The sequence below is a fragment of the Anaeromyxobacter dehalogenans 2CP-1 genome (genome assembly GCF_000022145.1).
GTDB lineage: Bacteria > Myxococcota > Myxococcia > Myxococcales > Anaeromyxobacteraceae > Anaeromyxobacter > Anaeromyxobacter dehalogenans.
In genome coordinates, this window is the sequence record NC_011891.1 from 736,974 (window position 1) to 762,407 (window position 25,434).

Consider the following 25,434-nt stretch of genomic DNA (forward strand, 5'->3'; position numbering starts at 1 on the left):
TCCCGTTCCGTCACTCGCAGCTGGCCGCGTCGGAGGTGGCCGCGTGCCGGCACGCGTGCAGCGGCTCGCTCACCTCCATGAACCCGAAGTCCATGGTCGGGTCGATCGGGTCGGTCATGCCGACGTTCGTCGCGCCGCGCTCCGGGTTCACGGCGGTGAGGCCCACCGCGATCTGGCCGGCCTGGTTGACGAAGACGGTGGGCTGGTCGGCCTGGGTCGGGACCAGCAGGGCGGCCTTCATCGAGCGGACCACGTTGCCGTTCTCGTCCTTGAACCGCGACGGCAGCCCGCCGGTCTCGATGTTGGCGCCGTACTTCGTCGCGATGCGCCGGGCCTCGGTGGTGCCGCACTTCGAGACCGGCTTCTCCGAGCCGTGCACGCACGAGGTGGCGTCGATCGTTCCGGAGGCGCGCTGCACGGTGTTCCAGTAGATGTCGCCGAGGGTGGAGGTGCCCGACGACGTCCGCTCGTCGGCCCAGTACACGTTGTACGTGTAGCCGTCCGCCGCCACCGTCGGCCCCTGGTTGTAGTAGATCGCCCAGCCGGGCGAGCTCGCGTCTGCGAGCGGGCTCGGGTTCGTGGCCCGCGCCGAGATGGTGACGAGCCCGCTGCTCGCCGACCCGGAGAAGCCGTAGGACACATCGACGCCGGTCTGGTTGAGCCACAGGCGCGCGCCGTCGTACGTCGCCGCCGCCGTGGCGCTGTCGAACGGCGCGCGCGGGCCGGTCTCGTCGAACACGAGCAGCGAGTAGAAGAAGTTGCCCCGGCTGATCTGGCCGTCGAGGGCGACCTCGGCGCCGCGGGTCTCGATGCCGGGGCGGCAGTCGTAGCCGTCCGCGTTGAACGTGCAGCTGGCGGTCATCTTCTTCTCGGTGCTCGGCACCGCCGTCGTGCTGCTCGGCTGCGGGCACCAGATCTTGATCTGGGCCCGCGCGCTCACCACCGTCGCGCCCGCGGCCGCACAGCCGGGGCCCGCGGTCTCGCTGCCGCTCGCGGTGAGGACGTTGGTGCTCGTCCCGCAGGTGGAGTGCGAGAGGCCTCGCTTGATCCCGCCGAGGCCGTAGCTCTCGAACAGGTTGCCGCCCATGGGATCGGTCGCCGTCGCATCCAGCGGCATCTCGACCTTGCAGCCGCGCAGGACGCAGGCGCGGATGTTGTCGGGGCCGCAGGTGCCGCCGTCCTTGTCGAGCAGGTTGTAGCGGTCGCCGGTGCCCGCGAAGACGCGGTAGGCGCCGTTCGAGGGCAGGGGGATGTTGGCGGTCATGTAGAAGAACGGCTGGCCGCCGCAGAACCGGCAGTCCTGGTTCTGCGTGCCCATCTGGAAGATCCGTCCGCCGTACCAGTTCTCCACCTTGCCGCTCGTGCCGATCTTGCCGGGGCGGTGGAAGCGCAGCGCCCAGAGCTGGCCGCCGGCGTCGCCGAACGTGGCGGTGTCGAAGAAGTAGTCGTTGGTCTCGCCGGAAGCGCGCCGGGCGCCGCCGCCCCAGCCGACCATGCCCACCACCGCCGGGACCGGGAAGCGGAGGTACTGCTTCACCGCGTGGCTCGCGTCGTAGGAGAAGTCGAAGACCTCCTTGCCGGTCCAGACGTCCACCATGTGGACGCCGCGGCCACGGACGTACTGCGGGTCGAACCCGCCGTTCAGGAAGACGACCCAGCGCTCGTGATAGGCGACCTCGCCCGTCCCCACGCTCATCCGTGGCGTGTCGGTGTTGGCGGCACCCGTGGCGGAATCGGCCTCGAGCCGCACCGGGCCGATGGGTGGAGCACGCGGCAGGAAGTCGTCGTAGCTCTCGGCGAAGTCCAGCGTCTCGGGATCGTTCGGCTGCGGGTAGATCCAGAGGAACTCCGGCACGTCCGTGCTTCCGGTCGCGTCGGTCACGTCCAGCGCGAAGTAGTGCGTGCCGCCGCGCCGCTCGCCGACCACCGCCACCGTGTGGTACTCGCCCGCCTCCTTGATGTCGTTCCGGATCCCGATCCCCACCGAGTTCCCGGTGCCGTCGACCCAGACGTCGCGCACCATGGCGGTGCCGTCGACGAAGAACTGGTGCTTCGGCTCGATGAGCAGGCGCAGCTTCGCGAGCATGTCGGGCGGCAGGAAGGCCCACAGCTCTTCGCCGGTGCCGCGGTCGTAGTAGCCGTTGAACGGCGGCAGCGACTCGTCGAGCGCGGTGGTGGACGGGTCGTCGGCGACGGTGTTGCGCGTCCCCGGGGTCGGGTTCCCGTGCCACTCGCCCGCGTGGAACGCATGGAGGAGGCCGTCGTTCGCGCCCACCAGCACGAGCTTGGTCCGGTCCTTGTAGGTCGTGCTCTTCGCGTACCCGTCGTACGCGTCCTTTCCGTTCTTGGTGGGGGTGTCCCAGAGCGACTGCAGGCACTGGTTCGAGAGGCCGTTCGGGCAGATCACGCCGTCGCGGGGGAGCGGCGGGTCGACCACCACCGGCGACGAGTGGAAGACGTCCCCAAGCACCCAGTCGCGGTCCCACAGGTCGTCCATGGAGGACGGCGGGTATGACGTGCGCTTCATCGAGTTGAAGAGGTCGGCGCCGAGCACGAGACGGATGAAGGCCTTGGTGCAGGCGGTGCGCGCGTCGACGGTGGAGCCCTGCACGCTCGCGGCGAACGTCGACGCGCCCGCGTTCTGGAACTCGGTCGCGAGCGCGTTGCACACGGTCCCGCCGCCGAGCCCGAGGTACGGCATGATCGCCGTGGCGGCGGTGTCGGTCGCCTCGAGCCGGATCACGCGATCGCTCCCGTCGATCTTGCCGTCGCCGGTGTCGTCCACCACCGTGTACACGCGGCGCGACTTCCACTTCTGCGAGGTGCCGGTGCCGGCCAGCAGAGCGCCCGCGTCCCACCACGGGTTGGCCGGCGCGCTGCTCGCCACCGAGCAGCTCTTCCCGGCCACGCTGGCGCACTTCGGGGCCTGCGAGCACACCGGCGTGGTGCCCGGGTCGGACTTCACGAAGTTGCCTGCGCCGTCCTCGGTGATGAAGTCACCGGACTGCCCGGTGGTCCTGGACTTGTCCTGGAGGAACACGCTCGTGCACGAGCCGTCGCAGTCGAGGTCGCCGGTCCCGGTGCCGTCGAGCTTCGCGTCGCAGGCGTTCACGAACTCGCTGTAGAGATCGAAGCGGAGCACGTGGCCGCGCCAGCGGCTGGTGCCGTTCTTCGGCTCGAAGCGGGGCACGATCACCGCGCGGCCGGACGTGGTCTGGAGGGTGGAGACGGTCGCGACCGAGAAGGAGGTGGCGCGCTCGTTGATCTTCTCGAGGATGTAGCTGAGCCCCTCGGCGAGGGTCTGCGGGTTCTCGGCCGGAACGAACTTGCCGCCGCCCGCCTCGGCGGCCGCGTGCAGGATGGTCTTCGCGTCCGGGAGCTGGCTGGTGGCGAAGCCGACCGTGTACGTGTCGAGGACCTGCTTCCCGCCGTTCTTCTTGCAGTCCCAGGTGGTCTCGGCGTTGTCGCGAAGGTCCATGTTGTGCATGTACCAGGCGACCTTGGCGAGGCTGTCCTTCCATGCGGCCGTGCCGCTGAAGTTCGCGCACTGCGGGCAGTCGGTGGAGGTGATGTCCTTGATGCCGGTGGAGGTCGCGCCCGCGTACTTGCCGCTGGTGGTGTCGGCGAGCGTGGTGCCGCCTGAGGGGAGCCGATCGCCGTCGTTGGGGGACGTCGACGAGCTGGCGGGGGACGGCTCGCCGTCGGTGAGGACGACCACCGACGAGGTCTGGCACAGGTAGCAGATGGAGTACTGGTTGTCGTTCGACGAGGACTCGTAGGAGGAGGTGTTCTTCTCCCAGCTCGGCCCGAACCAGGGGAGGCCCGGCGAGTGGTAGTAGCGGCCCACGTCGAACAGCGACATGGCGAGCGGCGTGCCGCTCTGGAAGCTGGTGACGCCGTTCACCGCGGTCACGAACGCGGCCCGGTTGCTGTCGAAGTTGGAGGTGGTGTTGAACTCCATCTGGCAGCTCGGGTTGAAGTCCCTCTGGAGCGTCCAGCCGTTCGGATAATCGAAGGTCGCGAGCGCCATGCGGATCCGGCTGCGCTTCGCGATCACGTCCTTGACGGTCTTGCGCGCCACCAGGAACTTGGGCGGGAAGAAGTTGAGGTAGTTGCCCGTGTACCAGATGGACGGGAACCGATCGCCGTTGGTGTCCTCGAGGATGACCCCGTCGTAGTACCAGCCCTTCTTCTCGAGGCAGGACTGGCAGATCTCGGCGCGGCTGCGCAGGCCCTGGGGCGTGCTCCCCTGCGTCGCGCAGAACTCGGCGATGGTCGCGGGGTCGTTGTTCGACCTGCGGACCGGGAACACCGCGTTGTCGGTCCAGCCGTTGCCGAAGTTGGTCCGGAAGTCCAGGTTCGTCCGCTCGTAGTTCCACTCGCCCGTGACCACCGGGACGTAGTTGGCGTCGTGGAACACCAGGTCGCGGCCGAAGAACGCCGGCTTTCCGTTCGCGGTGGTCTCGGTCCCGCTCGGCGACTGGGAGTAGAAGTCCGGATCGAAGCCGAGCCCGCCGGTCTGCTGGTTGTTGGACGAGGTGTAGTACGGACAGTTGATGTACTCGCGCGCGTAGTCCACGCCGCCCGTGACCACGCTGGCGTGACCGGCGTACGGGCTGCCGACCGACACCGTCGCGGCGGTGCCGCAGGGCGTGTAGAAGCGGCGCGTGCGGATCGACGCCAGCATCGGGTTGTCGCCCACGTTCGGCGTGGCGTTGAAGATCGGGTCGTCGTCGCACCCCACCACGCGCGGCGCGGCGAAGGCGGCGGTCTGCTGGGTGGTGCTGGCCGGGTCGTCGATGAGGGCGCCGGCGGGGAGCGCGGGCTTGCAGTGCCCGCTGGTGCAGGAGTACCGCGCCGGACACTGCGAGTCCGCGGTGCACGCCTGGCTCGAGCCGCCGAGCGACCCGGGGCCGTCGGGCGGGAGGCGCTGCATCGAGCCGGACGTGTCCAGCAGGAACATGATGTTGGGGAAGGTGGTGTCCTCGCGCGTGATGAACTGCTGGTCCTCGCCCGCGGGCGGGTTGAGCCAGGTGTCCATCAGGCTCGAGACCATCAGGTTGCGCGCGGCGTCGTCGCCGCAGGTGGTCTGCGAGCGGGTGTCGCCGGGGGTGAGCAGCAGCGTCAGGGCGGCGAGGCCGGCGGCGCGAAGGGCGATCGCGATGGGCTTGCGGGTGCGCATGGTCCGCCTCCTACAGGATGATGGCCGTCACGAACTCGACCTCGAGCGGGCGGCCGCGCCGGTCCTTGCACTTCGCGACCACCGTGTAGCCGGTCGCGGTGTTCAGGCCCTGCATGAAGTTGAACGAGTTGGTGAGGTCGGTGGCGGTCGGGGTGGACGCCGTCGTCACGGTGTTCTTGAGCACGACCGAGCTGACGGTCACGTCCGCGGCGCTGTCGTAGTGCGAGGGCGCGGTGAGCACGGTGCCGTCGGGCAGGGTCACGGACCCGGCCACGTTGCCGGACTCCAGGTAGCCGCGGCCGTAGCGGGCCAGCTCTGCCCAGATCTGCAGGCGGGCCGCCGCGGCACACGCGTACAGCTGGTCGCGCTGCGTCTTGCCGGACGCGTTGATGCGCTCCTGCGAGCCGAGCGAGACCGCGGCCACGCCGATCACCGCCAGCACCATCAGCAGGATCACGGTGAGGATGAGGGTGGAGCCGCTCGCGCGGCGGGGCAGGGGACGTGAGAGGGACATGCCAGCCTCGCGCTAGAACCCGGTGATGGACCGGACGGTCATGTTGGGAAGGTTCACCACGGCCTCGACCCGCGTGCGCTGGAAGCCGTCGGTACCGTTCGCGATCTTCGGCGCGCTCGTCACCCAGTCCGGTGCGCCGGACTGGTTCAGCAGCGCGAAGGACGAATCGACGGCGAAGGTCGCGTGGGCCGAAGGATCCGGCTGCGGCGACCGGGCGACCATCGCGATCCGCACCGCTCGGATGTTCGCCTGGTGCTTCGTCTGACGGATGGGATCCGAGTACCGATACGAGTAGAAGCTGGAGGGCGTGTACGCGGCCTTCGTGGTGGCCGTCGCCGACCCGGAGAACTTGGTCGGTACGATGGCGCCGTCCGTGAGCACGCTCTGATCGTCGTTTGCTTCCCCGAGCGCGATCGCCGTCCCGGCGGTCGCGCCGGCGGGGGCGATCGCCGGGTTCGCGAACACGTAGGCGACCTGGAACGCCTCGATCCCCTCCGCCACGATCACCTCGTCCTTCTCGTTCACCGCGCCGTCCGGGGAGCCGTCCGCGGCGCCCGCGACGTCCAGGCCGCGATCCAGCACCAGGTAGGGGTCGAAGGTACCATCGGCGCTCGCGACCGGCCGCACGTGGAAGCGGTAGCGATCCACCAGGAACGTGCGGCACCCGGCCATGCCGGTCGCGACGTCCTGGCGGCGGAACGGATCGGCCAGGACCACGTCCTCGAGCTCCACGTCGACGTTCCCCGCGGAAGTGACCGGCGTGCGGGTCTTGACGGTGAAGTAGGCGTAGCGGAGCTCGCCGGGGCAGACGACCTGGAGGATCTGTCCCCGGAGGAAGTCGTCGCCGGCGCGCGCCGCCAGGGTGGCGTGCGTTGCGTCGGGCAGCGCGACGAAGGTCCACGCGTTCCCGCGCAGCGCGCCGGCTTGCCCTTCCGCCGGTACCCAGTACGCCGGGTTGCGCGCGTAGAACACGAGCTCGTCGGCGTCCGAGACGCTGTCCCGCTCGACCGGGCAGGTCATCTCCGTGGGGCAGAAGCCGGGCGCATAGAACTGGAAGTCGAGCGCGAGGGAGCCGTCGAGTCCCCAGCCGGCGAGCGGGAGCTTCTGCTCGAGGTAGAGCAGCGCGGCGCGGGCGTTCCCCTGCGTGGCGCGCTGCTTCTGGCCGCCGAAGAACGCGCGCTGCTGCGAGCTGGACGCGGCGATGACGGCGGCGAGCACGATGGCCGTGACGCCGGTGGCGATCATGAGCTCGATGAGCGTGAAACCACGACGAGAGCGAGTCATGCGTTCACCGGTAGGCCGAGGCGTTCACGGTCGACGCGCCCAGGTTCGGGATCTGGACGTACAGCGTGACGACGCGCGGCCGCGTGATGGTGCGCTCGTGGTACACGACCGACACCGCCGCGAGCCGAACGCCGGAGGCGGCGTTCGACGTCGCGACCTGCCAGATCGACCAGCGTCGGCGGTACAGCGGCTTCGACGGATCGAGGGGGTCAGCCGGCAGCGCCGTGTCCGGCTGGACGCCCACGACCTTCAGCGATGGATAGCCGGACGTCGTGCCCGCGAGGTATGCGTCGTCCCAGTCGCGCCATCCGGACGTGGCGAGGTTTCCGGACGCGTCCAGCGGGTTGCCGAACCCGCTGGGCGGGGCGTCCGAGATCGTGTCCGCCACGAGCAGGGCATCGAGCGATGGATCGAGGCGCTCGAGCCCGGCTGCCAGCTCGCGAGCCAGCTCCTGGGCCGCGCCATTCGACCGCGCTCCCTCGTTGGACGTGAAGCCGATCACCTGCAGCCGCATCAGGCCCAGGATTCCGATGAGCAGCAGCGTGAGCGAGATCATCGCCTCGATGAGCGTGACCCCGCGCATGCCGGACGTGCGAGCTCGCCGCATGGCGCCTCCTAGTACGTCGCGACCTTGACGATTCCGGTCGGGAACGACACCACCAGCCGGCGCCGCTGCCCGGCATTCATCTCGGCAGACGTCGTGAGCGCGAACGCCATCCCGCCGAGGCGCGGCCGCGACGTGCCCGCGTAGACCGGTCGGACCTCGCCATCGGCGCCGAAGCGGATCGCGACGCGCCCGCCGGCGTCGACCGCCGGGTCGAAGACCTTCACCTGCTCGAACGGCGCCTCCGAGGCAGACCCCGCCTGCCCAAGGTCGAACGCCTGCCATCGCGGCAGCGCGACCACCTCCTCGAGCTGGGCGGCGCTGGCCGGCGACGCCGGATCGAAGGCCGCCAGCGTCCAGGTAGGCTCCGGGCGCTTCAGGATGAAGAGGCGGACGCAGCTCGCCTGCGCGAGCAGGCCGCAGCCGGCGCCGGTGAGATCGTCCGCGTTCACGAGGACGGCAACGATGTCCTGCTGCTCGTTGAGCGCCTGGGTCTTCAGCGCCTGGAGGCGCATGCCGAGGTCGAAAGCCGCGGACGCCGAACCCGCGTTTCGCTGCGCGGCGACGAACCTGGAGCCGGCCACCGCGGCGAGGGCGGCCACGATGGCGATCACGATGGCGAGCTCGAGGAGCGTGAAGCCGCGGAATCTCGCGTTCATGGCCTTCGGTGGAAGCAAGCCGCCTGCCTGCCAGGGCGTGGCGCAAGGCAACGGGAATTCAGCGGTTTCATGTGAGCTGCGCGAGCCGCGGCCGACAACCGATGCAGGATTCGACAAACTTTGCATGTAGGGGGGCGGGGCGACGCCGTGCGGCATCGCTCAATGCGAGGCGAGCCGATCGGCGGCGATCCGCCGCGCTCGCCCGTACGAGGCGGGCGCGATCTCGAGGAACCGGCTGAACAGCGGCCTCGCCTCGTCCGAGCGGTTCGACCCGGACAGCAGCATCGCGAGGTTGAAGGTGGCGTCCGGATCGCGAGGGGCGAGGCGGAGCGCCGAGCGCAGCTCCGCCTCCGCCTCGGCACCGCGCCGCTGCGTCAGGAGCACGCCCGCGAGCTGCACGTGCGGGAGCGCCGACGCGGGATCCAGCAGCGCGGCTCGACGGAGCGGCGCTTCGGCCTCGCGAAACCGCCCCGCCTCGACCAGCGCGGTCCCGAGGTTCAGGTTGGGCCGCATCTTGTTCGGGGACTTCGCGGCTGCATCAGTCCAGAGCGCCACGTCGCTCGACCAGACGCGATTCCGGGCCAGGGTGGCGACCGCGAAGACGCAGGCCAGGCCGATCCCCGCCAGTGCGGCGGCACGCGGCGCGACGTCTGCCCCGACTGCCCGGCGCGCGGCGAGCAGGATCCCGATCGCGGCAGCGACGAAGAAGCCGACGGAGGGCAGGTAGACGCGGTGCTCGTTGATCACGTCCACGATGGGGATGACGCTCGACTCGACGGCGAGCGTCAGGAACCACCACGCGACGCAGAACCCCACCAGCCGGGCCGCGGGATCCGCCGGGCTGCGCGCCTTCCCCGAGGTCCGCGCGTACGCCCACGCTCCGGCGCACGCGGCCGCGGCGAGGACCGCCAGCCCGGAGCGTACCTCGGGGGCGAAGAACGACCGGTAGATCGGGTAATCGTGGTCGATGTTCTGCCCGACCGGCACGAGCAGCAGGAACAGGTAGGTGACCACCACGGGTATCTGCGTGATCAGGTACTCGAGGCGGCTGAGATCGGTCTGCACGCGCGTGGCGGCGAGCGTGGTGCTCGCCACGTCCGCGCCACCGCCCGCTGTCGCGGTGAGGAGGACCGTGAGTGGAATGATCGCCGCGGTGGTGAGGATGGGCCAGAGGCGCCGGAGCCGCCGGCCGTCCGGCTCGAAGAACGTGAGCTCGTACAGGGCGATCGCGAAGGGCAGCGTGAACGCGATCTCCTTCGTCCTCATCGCGAGCACCGCGCACGCGAGCATCCCGGCGTATGCGGCCGGGCGGCCCCAGCGGTGCCGCGTCGCGTCCATCAGCCGCCAGCGCGCGTAGAGAGCCACGGCGCCTAGGTAGAATAGCGCAGCCAGCGAGGTCATCCGCTGGACGACGTAGGTAACCGCCTGGGTCTGCAGCGGGTGCGCGACGAAGAGCGCCGCGGCGACGAGGCCGACCGTGCTCGCCTGGGCCGCCAGGGCCGATCGCGCGAGGCGCGGCGTACGGAACGCGGCGATCACCAGCGCGTACACCAGCGTCGCCGTGAGCAGGTGCATTGCGACGTTCACCGCGTGAAAGCCGACCGGGTCACTCCCGCCGAACCGGTAGTTCAGCGCGAACGACAGGTAGGCGATGCTGCGGCTCGGGAGCGCACGCCATCCACCGCCGTTCCAGCCGAAGGCCGAGGGGTTCCGAACGATCGGGTTGTCGCGGACGTGATCGACATCATCGAACACGAACGCACTGTGCCAGGCGTTCGCGTAGGCGGCGAGGCCCAGCAGGATCACCGCGACGACGGCGGCGAGGTGGGCGGAGGGTCGGATGGTCCCGCCGACGCGGGCGTCCGGCGCGTCGCCGGCGTGCGTCAACGGAAATCCCGGCGCTCGAAAGCAGCCGCCGCCAGCGCGAGCACCGCGCCGGCGTAGAGCAGCGCGTACGCGCTCGCGAGCCACGCCGAGGCCGGCGGCGCCACGCGGTAGATGACCTCCGCGTTGAGCGAGAGCGCGGAGAGATTGGGCAGGACATACCAGAGCGCCTTGCCTACCCCGGACCCAGCGCCTTCCCAGAGCGTGCGGAGGTCGTTCGACAGGTGGCCGGCGATGGTGACGGCGAGCGAGAAGATCGCGGCGAGCGTCGGCGTCGTGATGCACGAGAACAGCACGGCGACCGCGGCCACCACGAGGAACTGCACCCCCATCATGAAGAACGCAGAGAGCAGCGCGTGATCGATTGGCGCCAGCGACCCGGCGTCCCAGCACAGCAGCGCGGCCAGCGTGGCCGCCATGACCGCCATGTTGAGCCAGAGCGTCGCCCCGAGCCCGAGGTACCGGCCGAGCAGGTACTGCGCGCGCGAGACCGGCTTCGCGACCAAGGGGTACACCACGCGCCGCTCGACGTCGCCGGCGATCAGGCCCGCACCGAGGAACACCGCCGTCAACGATCCCATCACCTCCATGGCCGTCAGGCCCAGGTCGGCGGCGATCCGGTGCGTATAGCCGACGGTGAGAAGCGACGCGACGGAGCTGCCCGCGAGTAGCAGCAGCGCGAACAGCAGCAGGTTCACCTGCAGTCGCCGCCGCAGCGCCTCCTTCAGGGTCACCTGCGCGATCGACAGAACCTTCACTGCAACCTCCCTGCGTCGGCCCTTTGCTGCTGCCCGCGGATGAGCGCCTCGCGCTCCTCGCTCGTCGGCGGCCGCTGCAGGCGCCGCGCGCTCGCGGTGGAGCGAACCAGACCATCCGCGCCGAGGTAGTAGTCGCCGCCGAACGGATCCGGGGGAATGCCGGCGAGGATCCCCGCACGCTCGAGTTGGGCGAGCGCGATCGGCGGAAATCCGTGTTGCGCCTCGAAGGCATGCGCCGCTTCCTCGAGGATCGCGGCGTCGCGCTCGAGGATGGCCTGGTCGAGCTGCTTCCGGAGCGCGGTCCGCGACTCATCGTCCTCGGCCCGCTCGTACAGGTGCGTGAGAAACCGAACGGCGGCCTCTGGGGCGTCGCCCTTCACGTACATGGCCGAGACGTACTCGGTCAGGTGGGGCGGCGCGTTCGGCCGCCGCGAGGCGACCTCGAACCAGCGCGCCGCGGCCGCGTAGTCGCCATCGTACAGGAACGCGTTCACTGCACGGTGGAAGGGGATGATGTAGCGGTCGGGGACGTTCCGGGTCCCCTTCTCGAGCAACGCGTTCGACTCTGCCACGCGCGCCTCGCTGGCGAGTACGTTGCCGCCCACCTGATAGACGTAGCCGTGTCGCGGGTCGAGGTCGGTGATCAGGTCCAGGACCGGGAAGAGCCGCTCCCAGCCTCGCGCGGCGGCCCGCGGCTCGCCCATGTACTGGACCGCCTTCAGCCACCAGACGTTCGCCGCGAGCGTCGGATGCCCCGCAGAGGAAAGGCGCAGCGCCGCGGCGCGGGGCACGTAGTCGAAATCGTAGGGGCGCTGCTGCGCGACAGCGATTCGCGACGCAGCCAGCGCGGCCGCCGCCGCGAGCATGACTGCCAGTCCGAGATATGCGAGTGCGCGTCGTGGCAAGGTGGAGACTGGAAAGGGCAGCGCCCCCATGATGGCCGGGAGCGCTGCCCCTGACAAGCGAAGGACTAGAACGCGGTCTCGTTCGCGACGATCGGCTGGCCCATCGGGAGATCGCCGGTAGCCGCCGGGAACGGGTCCGCGCCCACACATTCCGCGTCAGCGTTGACCCCGCCACTCATCGGTTCGCCGTCGCTGCCGAGCGTGGCCTTGTAGAGGTACACACAGCCGGCCGCGTCGTTGCCGTCGATGTTGGACACCGCATAGGTGGTGAGGTGCAGGCCGTACGGGGCCGTGCCGCCCCCGGTGGCGACGCGGTAGCAGCCGTAGGTCGCGCCCTCGACGGACCAGTCGATCTTCGCCGCCTCGGTCATGTCGCCCGCGAGCCACGGATGCTTCACGGTGCCGGCAGCGCCGGCGATGTCGCAGGTGGCCGGCAGGTCGGCGAGCGCCATGTACTGACCGCCCGAGCGCTCCGTCTGACGCAGCGCCTCCTCCGACTTGAAGACGCTGTTCACGTTCTCCTTCAGCTCGCTGAACTTCGCGCGGAGCTGGTAGCGGAGGAAGTTCGGGATGGCGATCGCGGCGAGGATCCCGATGATCGCGACGACGATCATGAGCTCGATGAGGGTGAAGCCCTTGGCAGCCTTCTTCATGAGACCTCCGGAGATGTGGGCCGCGGTGTGAGCCTCGCGGCCCCGCGGACCGGGCTGTGATGGCCGCCCGGCGGAGGAGCTGCCTAGCATCGGGGGTGCCAGCGGCCAGGCGTCCGCAAGCGCGCGATCCGAGGCGCCAGGGTGGGACGCCGGGTGACGGAACGCGGCGCCCGGCCCGGGTCCGGTGACGTTTTTCGTCACCGCGCCGGCCGCCCGTCCCTTTGACAGGGGCCAGGACCCCGCCGATCATCCGCGGCGATGATCCTGAGGACGGAGAAGCTGACGAAGGTGTTCGAGGTGGGCCTGCTCGCGCGCAAGGTCACCGCCGTGGACGCGCTGGATCTCGAGGTCGCCCCCGGAGAGATCTTCGGGTTCGTCGGCCCGAACGGCGCTGGCAAGACGACCACGATCAAGATGCTGATGGGGCTCATCTACCCGACCAGCGGGCGCGCCTCGATCTTCGACGATCCCATCCCCAGCCGGCGCGCCAAGGCGCGCATCGGCTATCTCCCGGAGCACCCGGCCTACTACGAATTCCTGACCGGTCGTGAGGCGCTCCACTTCTTCGCGAAGCTCTCCGACGTCCCGGGCGCCGAGCGCGAGCGCCGCTGCGACGAGCTGCTCGAGTTGGTCGGGCTGAGCGCGGCCGCCGATCGCCAGATCCGGAAGTACTCGAAGGGCATGCAGCAGCGGCTCGGCATCGCGCAGGCGCTGGTGGGCGATCCGGCGCTGGTGGTGCTGGACGAGCCCATGAGCGGGCTCGACCCCGTCGGCCGCAAGGACGTGCGGGACCTCATCCTCGAGCTGAAGCGCCGCGGCAAGACCGTGTTCTTCTCCACGCACATCCTCCCGGACGTCGAGAGCCTGTGCGACCGGGTCGGCGTGATCCTGCGCGGCAAGCTGCGCGACGTCGGGCGCATCGACGAGCTGCTCTCCGGGAACGTGCGCGCGGTGGAGCTGACCGCGGCGGTCCCTGCCGCAGCCCGCGAGGCGCTGTCGCACGGGAAGCTCCTGCGCGCCGACGGCGACCGCCTCACGGTGGTGTTCGACGACGCGCTCGCCGCCGACGCGGCGGTGGGCGCGGTGGTGCGCGCGGGCGGCAAGGTGATCGCGCTCACGCCGCACCGCGACACCCTCGAGGACTTCTTCGTCCGCCGCCTGACCGAGGTGCACGGCGCGGAGGCGGAGCCGGCGGCAGCCGCCGGAGGCGCCTAGGCATGGATCCCGCGGCGCCCGGCGTCCCCGCGGGCCTGGTGGCGGCCTGGGTCGCGCTGGTCGGCGGCGTGGTGGGCAGCTTCCTCAACGTCGTGATCGCCCGCGTCCCCGCGGGCGAGTCGATCGTCTCGCCGGGCTCGCGCTGCCCGCGCTGCCGGACGCCCATCGCCTGGTACGACAACGTGCCGGTGGTGTCCTGGCTCGCGCTGCGCGCGCGGTGCCGGAGCTGCGGCGTGCGGATCTCCGCCCGCTACCCGCTGGTCGAGGCGCTCGTCGCTGGCGTGGCGCTGCTGGCGTGGGCGCGTCACGGCCTCGCCGTCGCTGCGCTGGGCGAGCTGGTGCTGGTCTCGCTCCTGGTGGCGCTCGCGTTCATCGACCTCGACACCTGGCTGCTGCCGCACGCGCTCACCTGGCCGCTCATCGCCACCGGCCTCGCCGTGTCCGCGGCCGGCCTCGGGCCGGCGACGCTGCAGGGGGCGGCCATCGGCGCCGCGGTCGGCTTCGGCGCCTTCGCGCTGGTTTCGGTCGTGGGCGAGAAGGTGCTGCGGAAGGAGGCGCTCGGCTTCGGCGACGTCTGGCTCCTCTCCGGGATCGGCGCCTGGATGGGCGTGGCGGCGCTGCTCCCGGTGGTGCTGCTCGCCTCGGTGCAGGGGAGCGTGGTGGGCCTGGTGCTGCTCGCGCTCGGCAAGGGGCAGCCGGGTCCCGGGCAGCCGGCCGAGGCCGCCGGGCCGCCCGCGGCGGCCGTGCCGGGAGATCCGGCCGCGCTCGCCAGCGCGGACGACTGGATCCCTCCCCGGAACGCGGTCCCGTTCGGCCCGTTCCTGGCGGCCGGGGCGCTGGAGTGGCTGTACCTGGGGGACCTCATCGTGCGCGGCGTCCCCTCCCTCGGCATCTTCCGGTGATCGATGCGGCGCGTGGGCCTGGTGCTCCTGCTCGATCTCGTCGCCGCCGCGGCGGCGGGCGCGACGCTCCTGCTCGCGCTGGGGGTTCCCTCCGCGGCCCGCGGCGCGCTCGGCCCCGGGCCGCTGCTGCTCCTGGCGGGCGTCGCCGCGGCGGCGACCATCGCCGTGGGCGTGGTGCTGCTCGGCCGCTCGGTGGCCCGGCCCGTGGAACGGCTGCTCGCGTCCGCGCAGAGGCTCGGCCACGCCGGCGGCGGCCTGCCGGTGCTCGCGCCGCCGGGCGAGCCGGAGGATCGCTCACTCGCGCGCGCGGCGGTGGCCTTCGAGCGCGTGGCCGAGGCGCTCTCGGAGGAGCGCGCCCGCCTCGCGGCCAAGATCGACGAGCTGGAGGGCGCGAACCACGCGCTCGCGGAGGCGCGCGCGTCCTGGCTCCGCTCCGAGCAGCTCGCCGCAGTGGGGCGGCTCGCGTCGGGGGTGGCCCATGAGGTGGGCAACCCGCTCGGCGCCATCGCGGGCTACGCCGAGCTGGCGCGCGGCCGCATCCGAGCGGGCGAGGCGGCGCAGGCCGACGACCTGGTGGCGCGGATCGCGGTGGAGGCCGGGCGCATCGACGCGATCGTGCGCGATCTCCTGGAGCTGGCGCGCCCCTCGGCGCCCGCGGTCGCGCCGATCGCGCTGTCCGGGCCGGTGGACGCGGCGCTGCGGCTCGCGCGCGTGCAGGCGCGGCTCCGGGACGTGCGCGCCGAGCTCGACCTGCCGGCCGACCTCCCGCCGGTGCTCGCGGACGAGGCGCGGCTCGCGCAGGTGTTCCTCAACCTGTTCCTGAACGCGGGCGACGCCATGGGCGGCCGCGGCACGCTCCGCGTGACGGCGCGTGAGGTGCAGGATCGGGTGGAGATCGACGTCGCCGATCAAGGGCCCGGCATCGGACCGGAGGACCTGCCGCGCGTCTTCGATCCGTTCTTCACCACCAAGCCGCCCGGCGCCGGAACCGGCCTCGGGCTGTCGGTGAGCCACCGCCTGATGGAGGCGATGGGCGGCGCCATCTCCGCCGCCAACGCGCCGGGCGGCGGGGCGGTGTTCCGCCTGCGGCTGCGGCGCGGCGGCCCGCCCGCCGCCCCGTGCTAGAGTCGCGCCGTGGGCTTGCGAAACGTCCTCGTCGTGGACGACGAGGCCTCCATCCGTCACCTGCTCTCCGTGATCCTGGTGGACCACGGCTACGACCCGCGCGCCGTCGCGACCGGCGAGGAGGCGCTGAAGGAGCTCGCCGTCCGCGAGTACGATCTCGTGCTCACCGACGTGCGCATGCCCGGGATGGGCGGGCTCGGGCTGCTCCGCGAGATCCAGCGCACCGCGCCCGAGCTGATGGTCATCGTGATGAGCGCCTACGGCGCGCACGACGCGGCCATCGAGGCGATGAAGACCGGCGCCTACGACTACCTCTCGAAGCCGTTCAAGCCGGACGAGGTGGTGCTGGTGCTCCGCAAGGCGGAGGAGCGCGAGCGGCTGGCGCGCGAGAACCGCCGGCTGCGCACCGAGCTGTCGGCCGGGTACAGCCCGGAGCACATGGTGGGGACCTCCGAGCCGATGCGCGAGGTGTCCCGGCAGATCCGCAAGATCGCGCAGCAGAAGACCACCGTGCTGGTGCAGGGCGAGTCGGGCACCGGGAAGGAGCTGGTGGCGCGCGCCATCCACCAGCTCTCTCCGCGCGCGGCCCTCCCGTTCGTGGCGGTCAACTGCGGGGCCATCCCCCCGGAGCTGATCGAGTCCGAGCTGTTCGGGCACGTGAAGGGCGCCTTCACCGACGCGATCCGGGCGAAGAAGGGGCTCGCGGTCGAGGCGGACGGCGGGACGCTGTTCCTGGACGAGATCGGCGAGCTGCCGCTCGGGCTCCAGGTGAAGCTGCTGCGCTTCCTCCAGGAGGAGGAGGTGCGGCCGGTGGGCGACACCCGCCTCCGCCGCGTGGACGTGCGCGTCATCGCCGCGACCGCGGTCGATCTCCGCGCCGCCGTGGCGGCGGGGCGGTTCCGGGAGGATCTCTACTGGCGCCTCGACGTGGTCGGGGTGCGCCTCCCGCCGCTGCGGGAGCGGCGGGAGGACGTCCCCGCGCTGCTGGACCACTTCCTGGCCCGGTTCCGCCACCTCCGCCCGGAGCTGCCCGGGCTGGCGCTGTCGGACGAGGCTCGCGCGGCCCTGCTCGCCCACGGCTGGCCCGGCAACGTGCGCGAGCTGGAGCACGCGGTGGAGCGGGCGGTGGTGCTCGCCGACGGGCCGGTGCTGCGCGAGGAGGACCTGCCCGAGACGGTGCGCGCGACCGCGCGCCCCGCGACCGGGCCGGCCGAGGCCGGCGCCGAGGGCTCCCTCTCCGTGAAGCGTGCCACCCGTGCGCTGGAGGAGCGGCTCATCCGCGCGGCGCTGGAGCGGACCGGCGGCAACCGCACCCGGGCCGCCGAGCTGCTGGAGCTCTCCTACGGGGCGCTCCTCTACAAGATCAAGGAGTACGGGGTCGGATAGCGCGCCGCCGGACCGCCCCTCCACAGCGGCCGACCGGCCGCTCGCCCGCTCCTCCACGCAACGTATGACGCATAACTACGCATCACTTCGCGCCAGCTAGCGCTCGGTCGCCTACAACCGCCGATATCCGCGCAGGCGCCTTTCTTGATCCTTCGGGGGGCGATCGCATAGCGTGGCCCCCGCATGGCCGACCGATCGCCCAGCGCACGGACGCCCCTCGCGAAGCCCTCGCGGCGCGCGCCCAACAACGTGCAGCGGCTCCGAGAGGAGCAGCTCCTCACGAAGGCCGAGCTCGCCCGCAAGGCGGGCGTCTCGCCGCTCACCGTGACCCGGATCGAGCACGGCCTGGAGTGCCGCGTGGACACGAAGCGGAAGATCATCCTCGCGCTGGGCCTCACGCCGTCGGACCGGCGCAAGGTGTTCGGCCCCAGCACCGGGGGGCGCCTCGCGTGAGCCCCGCCCCGACGTTCACCCTGAGCGCGCGCCCCGACGCGGAGCGGCTCGAGACGGGGCGCGGGTGCCGTTGCCCGCGCCTCTCGTGAAGGGATCGCCATGGCGAAGAGCAAGCTCGCCGTCGGCCTCGACATCGGCTCGTCCAGCGTGAAGCTGGTCCAGCTGAAGGAGAAGCGGGGCGGCTGGGCGCTGCAGGCGTTCGGCACCGCGCCGCTCCCCCCCGAGGCCATCGTGGACGGGGCGCTCATGAACTCGTCCGCGATCGTGCAGGCGATCCAGGACGTGATCGCCCAGCAGAAGCTGAAGGTGAAGGACGTCGCCATCGGCGTCCGCGGCCACTCGGTGATCATCAAGAAGATCTCGCTCCCGCGCATGTCGCAGGAGGAGCTCGACGAGTCCATCCAGTGGGAGGCGGAGCAGTACATCCCCTTCGACGTGAAGGACGTGAACATCGACACGCAGATCCTGACGCCCGACGGCGACGCCGCCGGGCAGATGGACGTCCTGCTGGTCGCCGCCAAGAAGGACATGATCAACGACTACACCTCGGTCTGCGCGGAGGCGGGGCTGACCGCGACCGTGGTGGACGTCGACGCGTTCGCGGTCCAGAACGCGTTCGAGGTGAACTACGACGGCGGGCCCGACGAGACGGTGGTGCTCATCAACGTGGGCGCCGCGGTCACGAACGTGAACGTGGTGTCGCACGGGATCACGACCTTCACGCGCGACATCACCATGGGCGGCAACGCGTTCACCGAGGAGATCCAGAAGCAGCTGAACATCTCCTACGAGGAGGCGGAGGCGCTCAAGATCGGCGGCCAGGGCGAGTCCGACGCGGTGGTGCCGCAGGAGGTTGAGCGGGTGATCCAGGGCGTCGCCGAGCAGCTCGGCGGCGAGGTCCAGCGCTCGCTCGACTTCTACGCCTCGACCTCCGGCGGGGCGGCGCTCACGCGCGTCTACCTGTCCGGCGGGACCGCCCGCATCCCCGCGCTGTTCCGGGTCATCGAGGCGCGCGCCGGCGTGCCGGTCGAGGTGCTGAACCCGTTCAAGAACATCGAGATCGACAACCGCAGGTTCGATCCGGCGATGATCCTGGGCGCCGCGCCCTCCGCCGCCGTCAGCGTGGGCCTGGCGCTCCGCCGCTCCGGGGACAAGTAGCCATGATCCGGATAAACCTCCTCCCGGCGCGGGTCTCGAAGAAGAAGCAGGCCGGCACGCAGCAGCTCGTGCTGCTCGCGGTCGTCGTCATCGGCGGGCTCGTCGGGAACTACCTTTGGGCGGCGTCGCGCGGCTCCGATCTCGCGACGCGCGAGGCGCAGCTCCGGGAGAAGCTCGAGGTGCTGGACCGGCTGAAGGCGGGCCGGACCGGGCCGGTCAAGATGCTCGACCAGCTCGCCCAGCTCACGCCGAAGCGGCTCTGGCTCACCAAGCTCGAGCAGAAGGGCGACGCCCTCGCGTTCACCGGCGTGGCTGCGAGCATCGACGAGGTCTCCGAGCTCATGACCGCGCTGAAGGGGTCGACGTACTTCAAGGACGTGGAGCTGAAGAAGACGAGCGCGAAGACGGACAAGGCCTTCAGGCTGGTGGAGTTCGCGCTCTCCGCGAACGTCGTCTATCCGGGCGCGCCTGTGATCGCGGCGCCGACTCCCGGGAAGAAGTAGGGCGCCATGGAAAAGCTCATCGAGGCCATCGCCAGGGCATCGACCGCCGCGAAGGTCGGAGCGGTCGCCGCGATCGTGATCGCCGTCACCGCGCTCAACTACTTCGCCATGTCCGCCACCTTCGGACCGTCGATCTCGGAGGTGGAGACGCGCATCGCGAAGGCGAAGACCGATCAGGCCAGGCTGGACCGCGAGTACATCGAGAAGACCTCGATCGCGAACAACCTGAACCAGTTCCGGCGGGAGAAGGAGCTGCTCGAGGAGCGCCTGCGCCAGGCGCTCGCGGAGCTCCCGGAGGACAAGAAGATCGACGAGCTGCTCCAGCTCCTGCAGGACCGCGCGCAGAAGGCGGGCCTGGAGATCGGGACCATCGAGCCCAGGGCCGCCGTCACCGAGCGGTTCTACGCGCGGATTCCCATCCCGATGTCCGTCACCGGCAGCTTCCACGAGATCGCGACGTTCTTCGACGCGCTCGGCCGGATGCAGCGCATCGTGAACGTCACGGACATCGTGCTGGACGCGCCCAAGGACGTGAACGGAAAGATGCTGCTGAACGGCAAGTTCCTGGCGACGACGTTCATGTTCGTCGAGGCCAAGCCCGCAGCCGCAGCGCCGAAGAAGGGGGGCGCCAAGTGAGCCCGCGCCGCATTGCGCCCCTCCTCGTCTGCGCGCTCCTGGCGGCCTGCGGAGACTCCGGGCCGAAGCGCGCCCCCGCTCCGAAGAAGCCCGCCGCGGCCCCGGCGGCCGCCGGTGACGGGGCCGCCGCCGCTCCGGCTCCGAAGGTCGACGACTGGGTCTACTCGTCGGTCGGCAAGCGCGATCCGTTCCGGAGCTTTCTGGCGGACGTGAGCCAGGCGGGTCCCGGCCTCCAGACCCGTTGCGCGACCCCGCTCGGCAAGTACGAGCTCGACCAGCTCAAGCTCGTCGCGGTCATCACCGGCCTCGAAGATCCGGTCGCGATGGTCGAGGCGCCGTCCGGGGTCGGCTACGCGGTACGGCGCGGCGCCTGCCTCGGGAAGAATGGCGGCACGGTCGCGGCCGTCCGGAGCGGCGAGGTCGTCGTGACCGAGTTCGCCCTGCGCGCCGATGGGACCCGTGATCGAACCCAGACGGTGCTCCGCCTCCCCAAGGAAGCGGCGCTCAACCTCGAGGAGCAGCTCCCATGACTTCCCGCCTGAAGCCCATCGTCGGCCTGCTCCTGTGGGGCGCGATCAGCGCCGCCACCGCGGCCGAGCCGAACGTCATCCGTGGGATCGAGGTCGGGCAGCGCGAGGGCGCGCTCGAGCTCGAGATCCGCGGCTCGCGCGCCCCGTCCTACTCGGTGTTCAAGCTCCAGGATCCGCCGCGCCTGGTCGTGGACCTGGCTGGTGCCGACGTGTCCGGGGTGGGCTCTCCCATCCAGGTCGGCAAGGCCGGCGTGCTCGCGGTGAGCACCGCCCAGTACAAGGACGAGCGGAGCGCGGTCGGCCGCGTGATCATCGCGCTCGACGGCGCGCGCCGCTACGACGTGGCGCCGCGCGGCGATGCCGTGGTCGTTCGGGTGCTCGAGGCCGAGACCGCGGGTGCCCCCGCCGCAGCGGCGGCGTCCTCCCCGGCGGCGACCGCTCCCGCGGCGCCGCCCGCGTCGGTGCCCGCCGCGCCTTCGCCCTCGGGCGACGGTCACCTGGTCTCGCGCCGCGTCGACGAGGGCCCGGGCGGCACCGCCACCCGCATCACCGGGGTGCGCGCCGCCGGCGCCCAGCTCGTCATCGCCACCGATGGCGAGCCGGGGCGCCTCGAGATCCTCGAGCTGCGCGATCCGGCGCGCCTCGCCATCGACGTCCACGGCGTGGCCAGCGCGCCGCGCGCGCCGGTCAAGGTGCGCGGTGCGTTCTCGCAGGTCCGGTTCGGCCGCGATTCCGGCAAGGTGCGCGTGGTGCTCGACGCGTCCGGCGCCCTGCCCCGGTACGAGGTGAAGCGCGTGGCCGGCGGCGTGGCCGTGGTCACCTCCGGAGCCTCGGTCGCGTCGGCCGAGCCGGCGCGCAAGGCCGCCCCGGCGCCCGGGGTCGAGCCTGTCGTCGCGGCCGCTCCCGCGGCGCCGACGGCGGATCCCGGCCTGGCCCGCATCGCCGACGTCCGCTTCGCCAGCGCGGGCGGCGGGTCGCGCATCGACATCGCCGGCAAGGCGCCGTTCGTGATCTCCCGCCCCGACGCGCGCACGGTGGTGCTGACGCTCGATGGCGCGAAGCTGCCCCGCGCGATGGAGCGCTCGCTCGACACCACCGCCTTCCACGGCCCGGTGGCCATGGTCTCGTCCTTCAACCAGCCACAGACGGGGCAGGTCCGCATCGTGGCCACGCTGCGCGGGTCCGCCACCGATCGGATCGTCGAGACGCGGGACGGCCTCACCTGGACCTTCACCGAAGGCGGTGACGCGGCCGAGGCCGCTGCGCCGGCCATGCCCGAGCAGGCCCAGGCCGCCGACGCGAAGGTGGCGGGCTTCGCCGCCGAGGCGCCGGCGTACGCCTCGTCCGGCGCGCCCCAGGCTCGCGGCTACAGCGGCCGGCGCATCACGCTCGACTTCCACGACATCGAGATCCGCAACCTGCTCCGGCTCATCGCCGATGTCTCCAAGAAGAACATCGTGGTGGCCGACGACGTGTCCGGCAAGGTCACCGTCTCGCTCCGCAACGTGCCCTGGGATCAGGCGCTCGACCTGGTCCTGCGCTCCAAGGGGCTCGGCAAGGAGGAGATGGGCAACGTGATCCGCATCGCGAAGTTCGAAGCGATCGCCAAGGAGCAGGCGGCGAAGGCCGAGGCCGAGAAGGCACGCATCCCGCTCATCCCGTTGAAGGTGCGCATCATCCCGGTGAACTACGCCCGCGCCGCCGACGTGGCGAGCCGGGTGAAGGACGTGCTCTCCGAGCGCGGCTCGGTCTCGACCGACGAGCGCACGAACGTGCTCATCGTGAAGGACATCCCGGAGGCGCTGGTCCGGGCCGAGGGCCTGGTGCGGAACCTCGACACCGAGATCCCGCAGGTGCTCATCGAGAGCCGAATCGTGGAGGCCTCCTCCAACTTCAACCGGCAGCTCGGCGTGCAGTGGGGCGGCAACGCCTCCTTCACGCAGGCCACCGGCAATCCCACCGGCGTCGCCTTCCCCAACAACGTCTCGGGCGCCGGCGCGGCCGGCCAGGCGCCGAACCAGGGCACGTCGAGCACGCCGAACTACGCCGTGAACCTCCCGGCCGCCATCGGCCAGGGCTCCGGCGGCGGCATCGGCCTGGTGCTCGGCTCGGCGAACGGCGCGTTCAACCTGAACCTGCGCCTCTCCGCGCTCGAGAACAACGGCGTGGTGAAGACCATCTCCTCGCCCAAGATCGCCACCATCGACAACAAGGAGGCGACCATCGGGCAGGGCATCTCGATCCCGTTCTCGCAGACCTCCGCGTCGGGCGTGAACACCACCTTCGTCGAGGCGAAGCTGGAGCTGAAGGTCACGCCGCACGTGACCGCCGACGGCTCCATCCTCCTCAAGATCAAGGCGACCAACAACGCGCCGAACTCGTCGCTGACGGGCTCGAACGGGCAGCCCTCGATCTCGAAGCGCGAGGCCGAGACCGAGGTGCTCGTGAAGGACGGCGAGACCACCGTCATCGGCGGCATCTACACCCGCTCCACGGCCTCGAAGACTGCGTCGGTGCCGTTCCTCAGCAAGATCCCGCTGCTCGGATTCTTCTTCCGGAGCGACACCAACACCGACGACCACACCGAGCTGCTCATCTTCATCACGCCGCGCATCCTGAACCGGCAGCCGGCGACGGCCGCGGCGGCCGCGAGCAACTAGGAGCCAGCCATGAAGACGCGACTCGCGACCCTCCTCCTCGCCACGGCGGCCCTCGCCTGCACGGTGGACAACAACGCCTCGATCCAGGTGGTGGCCCTGTGCGCGCCGCCGGAGGAGACCTGTGGGACAGAGGGCGGGTGCGGCACGTACCTGGCCTCGCAGCCGTACGTCTACCTCGAGGGTGGCACCAACTTCCTCGAGCTGTTCGTCGAGATGACGAACCAGCTGGCGGACAACTCGGACCCGTCGGCGGGCCGGCTCAACACGAACGACGCCTACCTGGAGAAGTACCGGCTCAGCTACCGGAGCGCGTTCTTCAGCTACTCGAACTTCGACTTCCCGGCGAGCGGCATCCTGAGGGCGGAGAGCACCAGCGCCCCCGTGGTCCGGCTCATCCCGGAGGCGATCAGCGCACCGATGTCCGCCGCCATGACGAACGCCGGCGTGACCACCGGCCTCGTCGAGGTCGAGCTGACGGTCACGGGGCACTATGCGAGCGGCGACTCGTTCGAGGTCGGCGGGGTGACCTTCCCGGTGGACGTGCACAACGACGCGTTCCCCGGCTACACCTGTCCGAACGCGACCGATACGATCACGTACGTCTGTCCCAACGTGGCCCAGACGGCGGCGTACACGTGCACGCCGGCGGCGGCGCCGTAGCCGCGCCTGACGCGCCGCGTCCGCCCCCATCCTTGACGCCCGCGGCGGCAGCGGGCTAGAACGGGCCGGTCTCCGCGGGTCCGGGGCCTGAAATCACGGCTCTTTTCGGCCGTGGAGGCGAGGATCGATGGGCTTTCGCGAAGATTTGCAGGAGATCTGCCGGCGCTGCGATGGTGCGGTCGCCTGCACGCTCATGGGCATGGACGGCATCGAGGTGGACAGCCACGTCGAGGCCGAGGCCGACGTGGACCTCAAGTCCCTGCTCATCGAGTACTCCGGGCTGTTCCGGAGCGCCCAGGAGGCGTCCGAGACCCACGCGGCGGGCGGCCTGGCGGAGCTCTCGCTCTCCACGGACCGCATCCTCACCGTCGCACGCGTCGTCAACCCCGAGTACTTCATGGTCATGGCGCTCGCGCCGGACGGGAACTTCGGCAAGGCCCGGTACCTGCTGCGCGTCACCGCCCCCAAGCTGAGGTCCGAGCTGTAGCCGCGCGGGCGAGCGCACGCCGGGCGATGCGCCGGGCGTCGCCATGCGGCGGGGCTCATCTTTCCACTTCCGACATTCGAAGGAGCATCGAAACCAATGGCAGAGACCCTCGACACCTCGGCGTTCCGCCGCGGTCTCAAGATCGAGATCGACCGCGAACCGTGGGAGATCATCGAGTTCCAGCACGTGAAGCCCGGCAAGGGCTCCGCGTTCGTGCGGACGCGCATCAAGAACCTGATGACCGGCCGCACCATCGAGAAGACGTTCAAGTCCGGCGACGTGGTGGGCAAGCCCGACATCGACGAGCGGGAGATGCAGTTCCTCTACCGCGAGGGCGAGCACTACAACTTCATGGACAACAAGAACTACGAGCAGACGTTCCTCACCGCGGAGCAGATGGGGGACGCAAAGAACTTCATCAAGGACAACACCACCACGCACATCCTGTTCTTCAACGGGAAGGCGATCGGGGTGACCCTGCCGAACTCGATGGATCTCAAGGTCGTCAAGTGCGATCCGGGCATCCGCGGTGACACCGTCTCCGGCGCGACGAAGCCGGCCGAGCTCGAGACGGGCTACGTGGTGAACGTCCCGCTGTTCATCAACGAGGGCGACACGCTCCGCATCGACACGCGGTCGGGCGAGTACCTGACCCGCGTCGCCGGCTAGGTCGCCGCCGCCGTCCTCCGTCCCCTCCACGTCCCTCGCCAGGAGCTCCGCACATGGCCACCCGTCCCCTGAAGCAGCAGCAGCCCGAGCGCACCCCCGAGCCCGCCCCGACGCCCGGCTTCACCATGGAGGACGTGAAGAAGCTGGTGGCCCTGGTGGAGAAGAGCGACGTGACGCACATCGCCTGGGCGAAGGGCGAGGAGAAGGTCGTGATCCGGCGTGGCGGCGTCGCCGCGCCGGCGCCCGTGTTCCACGCCGCGCCGGTGGCCGCCCCGGTCCCGGCTGCGCTCGCCCCGGTCGCCGCGCCGGCGCCCGCCGGCGCGCCCAAGGCCGAGGCCAAGGCCGACAAGCCGGGCGTCGAGGTGAAGTCGCCGTTCGTCGGCACGTTCTACCGGGCGCCCTCGCCCGACTCGCCGCCGTTCGTGGACGTGGGCCAGAAGGTGAAGAAGGGCCAGACGCTCTGCATCGTCGAGGCGATGAAGCTCATGAACGAGATCGAGGCGGAGACCGACGGCACCGTCGCCGAGATCTACGTCCAGAACGCCACCCCGGTGGAGTTCGGCGAGCCGCTGTTCCGCATCGTCGCGGGCTAGGCCCGGAGAGGCCG

General features: G+C 71.0%; 23 protein-coding genes. 14 read left to right on the forward strand and 9 right to left on the reverse strand.

Annotated features, from left to right (window positions below):
• Positions 1 to 10 precede the first annotated feature (10 nt).
• The 9 genes from A2CP1_RS03295 to A2CP1_RS03335 all read right to left on the reverse strand — a co-directional run bounded on the left by A2CP1_RS03295 (position 11) and on the right by A2CP1_RS03335 (position 12,443).
• Complete coding sequence (locus tag A2CP1_RS03295) at positions 11 to 5,182, reverse strand: pilus assembly protein (protein WP_012632058.1); 5,172 nt, start codon at positions 5,180 to 5,182, stop codon at positions 11 to 13.
• Positions 5,183 to 5,192: 10 nt separating this feature from the next.
• A complete protein-coding gene (locus A2CP1_RS03300; protein ID WP_012632059.1) occupies positions 5,193 to 5,696 on the reverse strand; it encodes a pilus assembly PilX family protein in 504 nt (167 codons plus the stop codon).
• Between the two features lie 12 nt (positions 5,697 to 5,708).
• Entirely contained in the window at positions 5,709 to 6,980 is a 1,272-nt protein-coding gene (locus A2CP1_RS03305; RefSeq protein WP_041450426.1) for a prepilin-type N-terminal cleavage/methylation domain-containing protein, read from the reverse strand.
• Positions 6,981 to 6,984: 4 nt separating this feature from the next.
• Positions 6,985 to 7,587, reverse strand: coding sequence for a hypothetical protein (locus A2CP1_RS03310; RefSeq protein WP_012632061.1), 603 nt, complete (start codon positions 7,585 to 7,587; stop codon positions 6,985 to 6,987).
• 8 nt (positions 7,588 to 7,595) lie between these two features.
• The gene (locus A2CP1_RS03315) at positions 7,596 to 8,399 is read right to left on the reverse strand and encodes a prepilin-type N-terminal cleavage/methylation domain-containing protein (protein WP_245529970.1); all 804 of its coding nucleotides are present in this window, start codon (positions 8,397 to 8,399) and stop codon (positions 7,596 to 7,598) included.
• Positions 8,400 to 8,402: 3 nt separating this feature from the next.
• A complete protein-coding gene (locus A2CP1_RS03320; protein ID WP_012632063.1) occupies positions 8,403 to 10,130 on the reverse strand; it encodes a tetratricopeptide repeat protein in 1,728 nt (575 codons plus the stop codon).
• Entirely contained in the window at positions 10,127 to 10,885 is a 759-nt protein-coding gene (locus A2CP1_RS03325; protein ID WP_012632064.1) for an ABC transporter permease, read from the reverse strand. The genes A2CP1_RS03320 and A2CP1_RS03325 overlap by 4 nt, the downstream gene beginning before the upstream one ends.
• Entirely contained in the window at positions 10,882 to 11,751 is an 870-nt protein-coding gene (locus A2CP1_RS03330) for a tetratricopeptide repeat protein (protein WP_012632065.1), read from the reverse strand. Before A2CP1_RS03330 ends, A2CP1_RS03325 begins: the two co-directional genes overlap by 4 nt.
• 104 nt (positions 11,752 to 11,855) lie before the next feature.
• Positions 11,856 to 12,443, reverse strand: coding sequence for a type IV pilin protein (locus tag A2CP1_RS03335; RefSeq protein ID WP_012632066.1), 588 nt, complete (start codon positions 12,441 to 12,443; stop codon positions 11,856 to 11,858).
• A gap of 258 nt (positions 12,444 to 12,701) precedes the next feature.
• Here A2CP1_RS03335 and A2CP1_RS03340 point away from each other — a divergent pair, with 258 nt between their 5' ends.
• From A2CP1_RS03340 to accB, 14 genes are all read left to right on the forward strand, one after another.
• Positions 12,702 to 13,658 carry an ABC transporter ATP-binding protein gene (locus A2CP1_RS03340; RefSeq protein WP_012632067.1) on the forward strand — a complete coding sequence of 319 codons (957 nt, stop codon included), beginning with the start codon at positions 12,702 to 12,704 and terminating at the stop codon, positions 13,656 to 13,658.
• A gap of 2 nt (positions 13,659 to 13,660) precedes the next feature.
• Entirely contained in the window at positions 13,661 to 14,560 is a 900-nt protein-coding gene (locus A2CP1_RS03345) for a prepilin peptidase (RefSeq protein WP_012632068.1), read from the forward strand.
• 3 nt (positions 14,561 to 14,563) lie between these two features.
• Entirely contained in the window at positions 14,564 to 15,685 is a 1,122-nt protein-coding gene (locus tag A2CP1_RS03350) for a sensor histidine kinase (RefSeq protein ID WP_012632069.1), read from the forward strand.
• 9 nt (positions 15,686 to 15,694) lie between these two features.
• Positions 15,695 to 17,071, forward strand: coding sequence for a sigma-54-dependent transcriptional regulator (locus A2CP1_RS03355; protein ID WP_012632070.1), 1,377 nt, complete (start codon positions 15,695 to 15,697; stop codon positions 17,069 to 17,071).
• A 183-nt stretch (positions 17,072 to 17,254) separates the two neighbouring features.
• Positions 17,255 to 17,524 (forward strand): helix-turn-helix transcriptional regulator, encoded by a 270-nt coding sequence (locus tag A2CP1_RS03360; protein WP_012524743.1) that lies wholly within the window; start codon positions 17,255 to 17,257, stop codon positions 17,522 to 17,524.
• Positions 17,525 to 17,623: 99 nt separating this feature from the next.
• The gene (gene pilM, locus A2CP1_RS03365; RefSeq protein ID WP_012632071.1) at positions 17,624 to 18,682 is read left to right on the forward strand and encodes a type IV pilus assembly protein PilM; all 1,059 of its coding nucleotides are present in this window, start codon (positions 17,624 to 17,626) and stop codon (positions 18,680 to 18,682) included.
• 2 nt (positions 18,683 to 18,684) lie between these two features.
• The gene (locus tag A2CP1_RS03370; RefSeq protein WP_012632072.1) at positions 18,685 to 19,185 is read left to right on the forward strand and encodes a PilN domain-containing protein; all 501 of its coding nucleotides are present in this window, start codon (positions 18,685 to 18,687) and stop codon (positions 19,183 to 19,185) included.
• 6 nt (positions 19,186 to 19,191) lie between these two features.
• Positions 19,192 to 19,821, forward strand: coding sequence for a type IV pilus inner membrane component PilO (locus A2CP1_RS03375; protein WP_012632073.1), 630 nt, complete (start codon positions 19,192 to 19,194; stop codon positions 19,819 to 19,821).
• Positions 19,818 to 20,351: a pilus assembly protein PilP gene (locus tag A2CP1_RS03380; RefSeq protein ID WP_012632074.1), complete on the forward strand. Its 534-nt coding sequence runs from the start codon at positions 19,818 to 19,820 to the stop codon at positions 20,349 to 20,351. The genes A2CP1_RS03375 and A2CP1_RS03380 overlap by 4 nt, the downstream gene beginning before the upstream one ends.
• Entirely contained in the window at positions 20,348 to 23,011 is a 2,664-nt protein-coding gene (locus tag A2CP1_RS03385; RefSeq protein WP_012632075.1) for a type IV pilus secretin PilQ, read from the forward strand. Before A2CP1_RS03380 ends, A2CP1_RS03385 begins: the two co-directional genes overlap by 4 nt.
• 9 nt (positions 23,012 to 23,020) lie before the next feature.
• Entirely contained in the window at positions 23,021 to 23,671 is a 651-nt protein-coding gene (locus A2CP1_RS03390; protein WP_012632076.1) for a hypothetical protein, read from the forward strand.
• A gap of 127 nt (positions 23,672 to 23,798) precedes the next feature.
• Complete coding sequence (locus A2CP1_RS03395) at positions 23,799 to 24,158, forward strand: roadblock/LC7 domain-containing protein (RefSeq protein ID WP_012632077.1); 360 nt, start codon at positions 23,799 to 23,801, stop codon at positions 24,156 to 24,158.
• 96 nt (positions 24,159 to 24,254) lie between these two features.
• Entirely contained in the window at positions 24,255 to 24,827 is a 573-nt protein-coding gene (efp, locus tag A2CP1_RS03400; protein WP_012524751.1) for an elongation factor P, read from the forward strand.
• Between the two features lie 53 nt (positions 24,828 to 24,880).
• Positions 24,881 to 25,420: an acetyl-CoA carboxylase biotin carboxyl carrier protein gene (gene accB / locus A2CP1_RS03405; RefSeq protein ID WP_012524752.1), complete on the forward strand. Its 540-nt coding sequence runs from the start codon at positions 24,881 to 24,883 to the stop codon at positions 25,418 to 25,420.
• Positions 25,421 to 25,434: the final 14 nt, after the last annotated feature.

What these genes read in the sequence shown, in the direction of transcription:
- A2CP1_RS03315 (WP_245529970.1), bottom strand. Translation starts at nt 8,399, where the DNA reads ATGCCGCACGGCGTCGCCCCGCCCCCCTACATGCAAAGTTTGTCGAAT.
- A2CP1_RS03305 (WP_041450426.1), bottom strand. Translation starts at nt 6,980, where the DNA reads ATGACTCGCTCTCGTCGTGGTTTCACGCTCATCGAGCTCATGATCGCC.
- A2CP1_RS03330 (WP_012632065.1), bottom strand. Translation starts at nt 11,751, where the DNA reads ATGCTCGCGGCGGCGGCCGCGCTGGCTGCGTCGCGAATCGCTGTCGCG.
- A2CP1_RS03360 (WP_012524743.1), top strand. Translation starts at nt 17,255, where the DNA reads ATGGCCGACCGATCGCCCAGCGCACGGACGCCCCTCGCGAAGCCCTCG.
- A2CP1_RS03295 (WP_012632058.1), bottom strand. Translation starts at nt 5,182, where the DNA reads ATGCGCACCCGCAAGCCCATCGCGATCGCCCTTCGCGCCGCCGGCCTC.
- A2CP1_RS03335 (WP_012632066.1), bottom strand. Translation starts at nt 12,443, where the DNA reads ATGAAGAAGGCTGCCAAGGGCTTCACCCTCATCGAGCTCATGATCGTC.
- A2CP1_RS03345 (WP_012632068.1), top strand. Translation starts at nt 13,661, where the DNA reads ATGGATCCCGCGGCGCCCGGCGTCCCCGCGGGCCTGGTGGCGGCCTGG.
- accB (WP_012524752.1), top strand. Translation starts at nt 24,881, where the DNA reads ATGGCCACCCGTCCCCTGAAGCAGCAGCAGCCCGAGCGCACCCCCGAG.
- A2CP1_RS03395 (WP_012632077.1), top strand. Translation starts at nt 23,799, where the DNA reads ATGGGCTTTCGCGAAGATTTGCAGGAGATCTGCCGGCGCTGCGATGGT.
- efp (WP_012524751.1), top strand. Translation starts at nt 24,255, where the DNA reads ATGGCAGAGACCCTCGACACCTCGGCGTTCCGCCGCGGTCTCAAGATC.
- A2CP1_RS03375 (WP_012632073.1), top strand. Translation starts at nt 19,192, where the DNA reads ATGGAAAAGCTCATCGAGGCCATCGCCAGGGCATCGACCGCCGCGAAG.
- A2CP1_RS03310 (WP_012632061.1), bottom strand. Translation starts at nt 7,587, where the DNA reads ATGCGGCGAGCTCGCACGTCCGGCATGCGCGGGGTCACGCTCATCGAG.
- A2CP1_RS03340 (WP_012632067.1), top strand. Translation starts at nt 12,702, where the DNA reads ATGATCCTGAGGACGGAGAAGCTGACGAAGGTGTTCGAGGTGGGCCTG.
- A2CP1_RS03385 (WP_012632075.1), top strand. Translation starts at nt 20,348, where the DNA reads ATGACTTCCCGCCTGAAGCCCATCGTCGGCCTGCTCCTGTGGGGCGCG.
- A2CP1_RS03350 (WP_012632069.1), top strand. Translation starts at nt 14,564, where the DNA reads ATGCGGCGCGTGGGCCTGGTGCTCCTGCTCGATCTCGTCGCCGCCGCG.
- pilM (WP_012632071.1), top strand. Translation starts at nt 17,624, where the DNA reads ATGGCGAAGAGCAAGCTCGCCGTCGGCCTCGACATCGGCTCGTCCAGC.
- A2CP1_RS03300 (WP_012632059.1), bottom strand. Translation starts at nt 5,696, where the DNA reads ATGTCCCTCTCACGTCCCCTGCCCCGCCGCGCGAGCGGCTCCACCCTC.
- A2CP1_RS03390 (WP_012632076.1), top strand. Translation starts at nt 23,021, where the DNA reads ATGAAGACGCGACTCGCGACCCTCCTCCTCGCCACGGCGGCCCTCGCC.
- A2CP1_RS03370 (WP_012632072.1), top strand. Translation starts at nt 18,685, where the DNA reads ATGATCCGGATAAACCTCCTCCCGGCGCGGGTCTCGAAGAAGAAGCAG.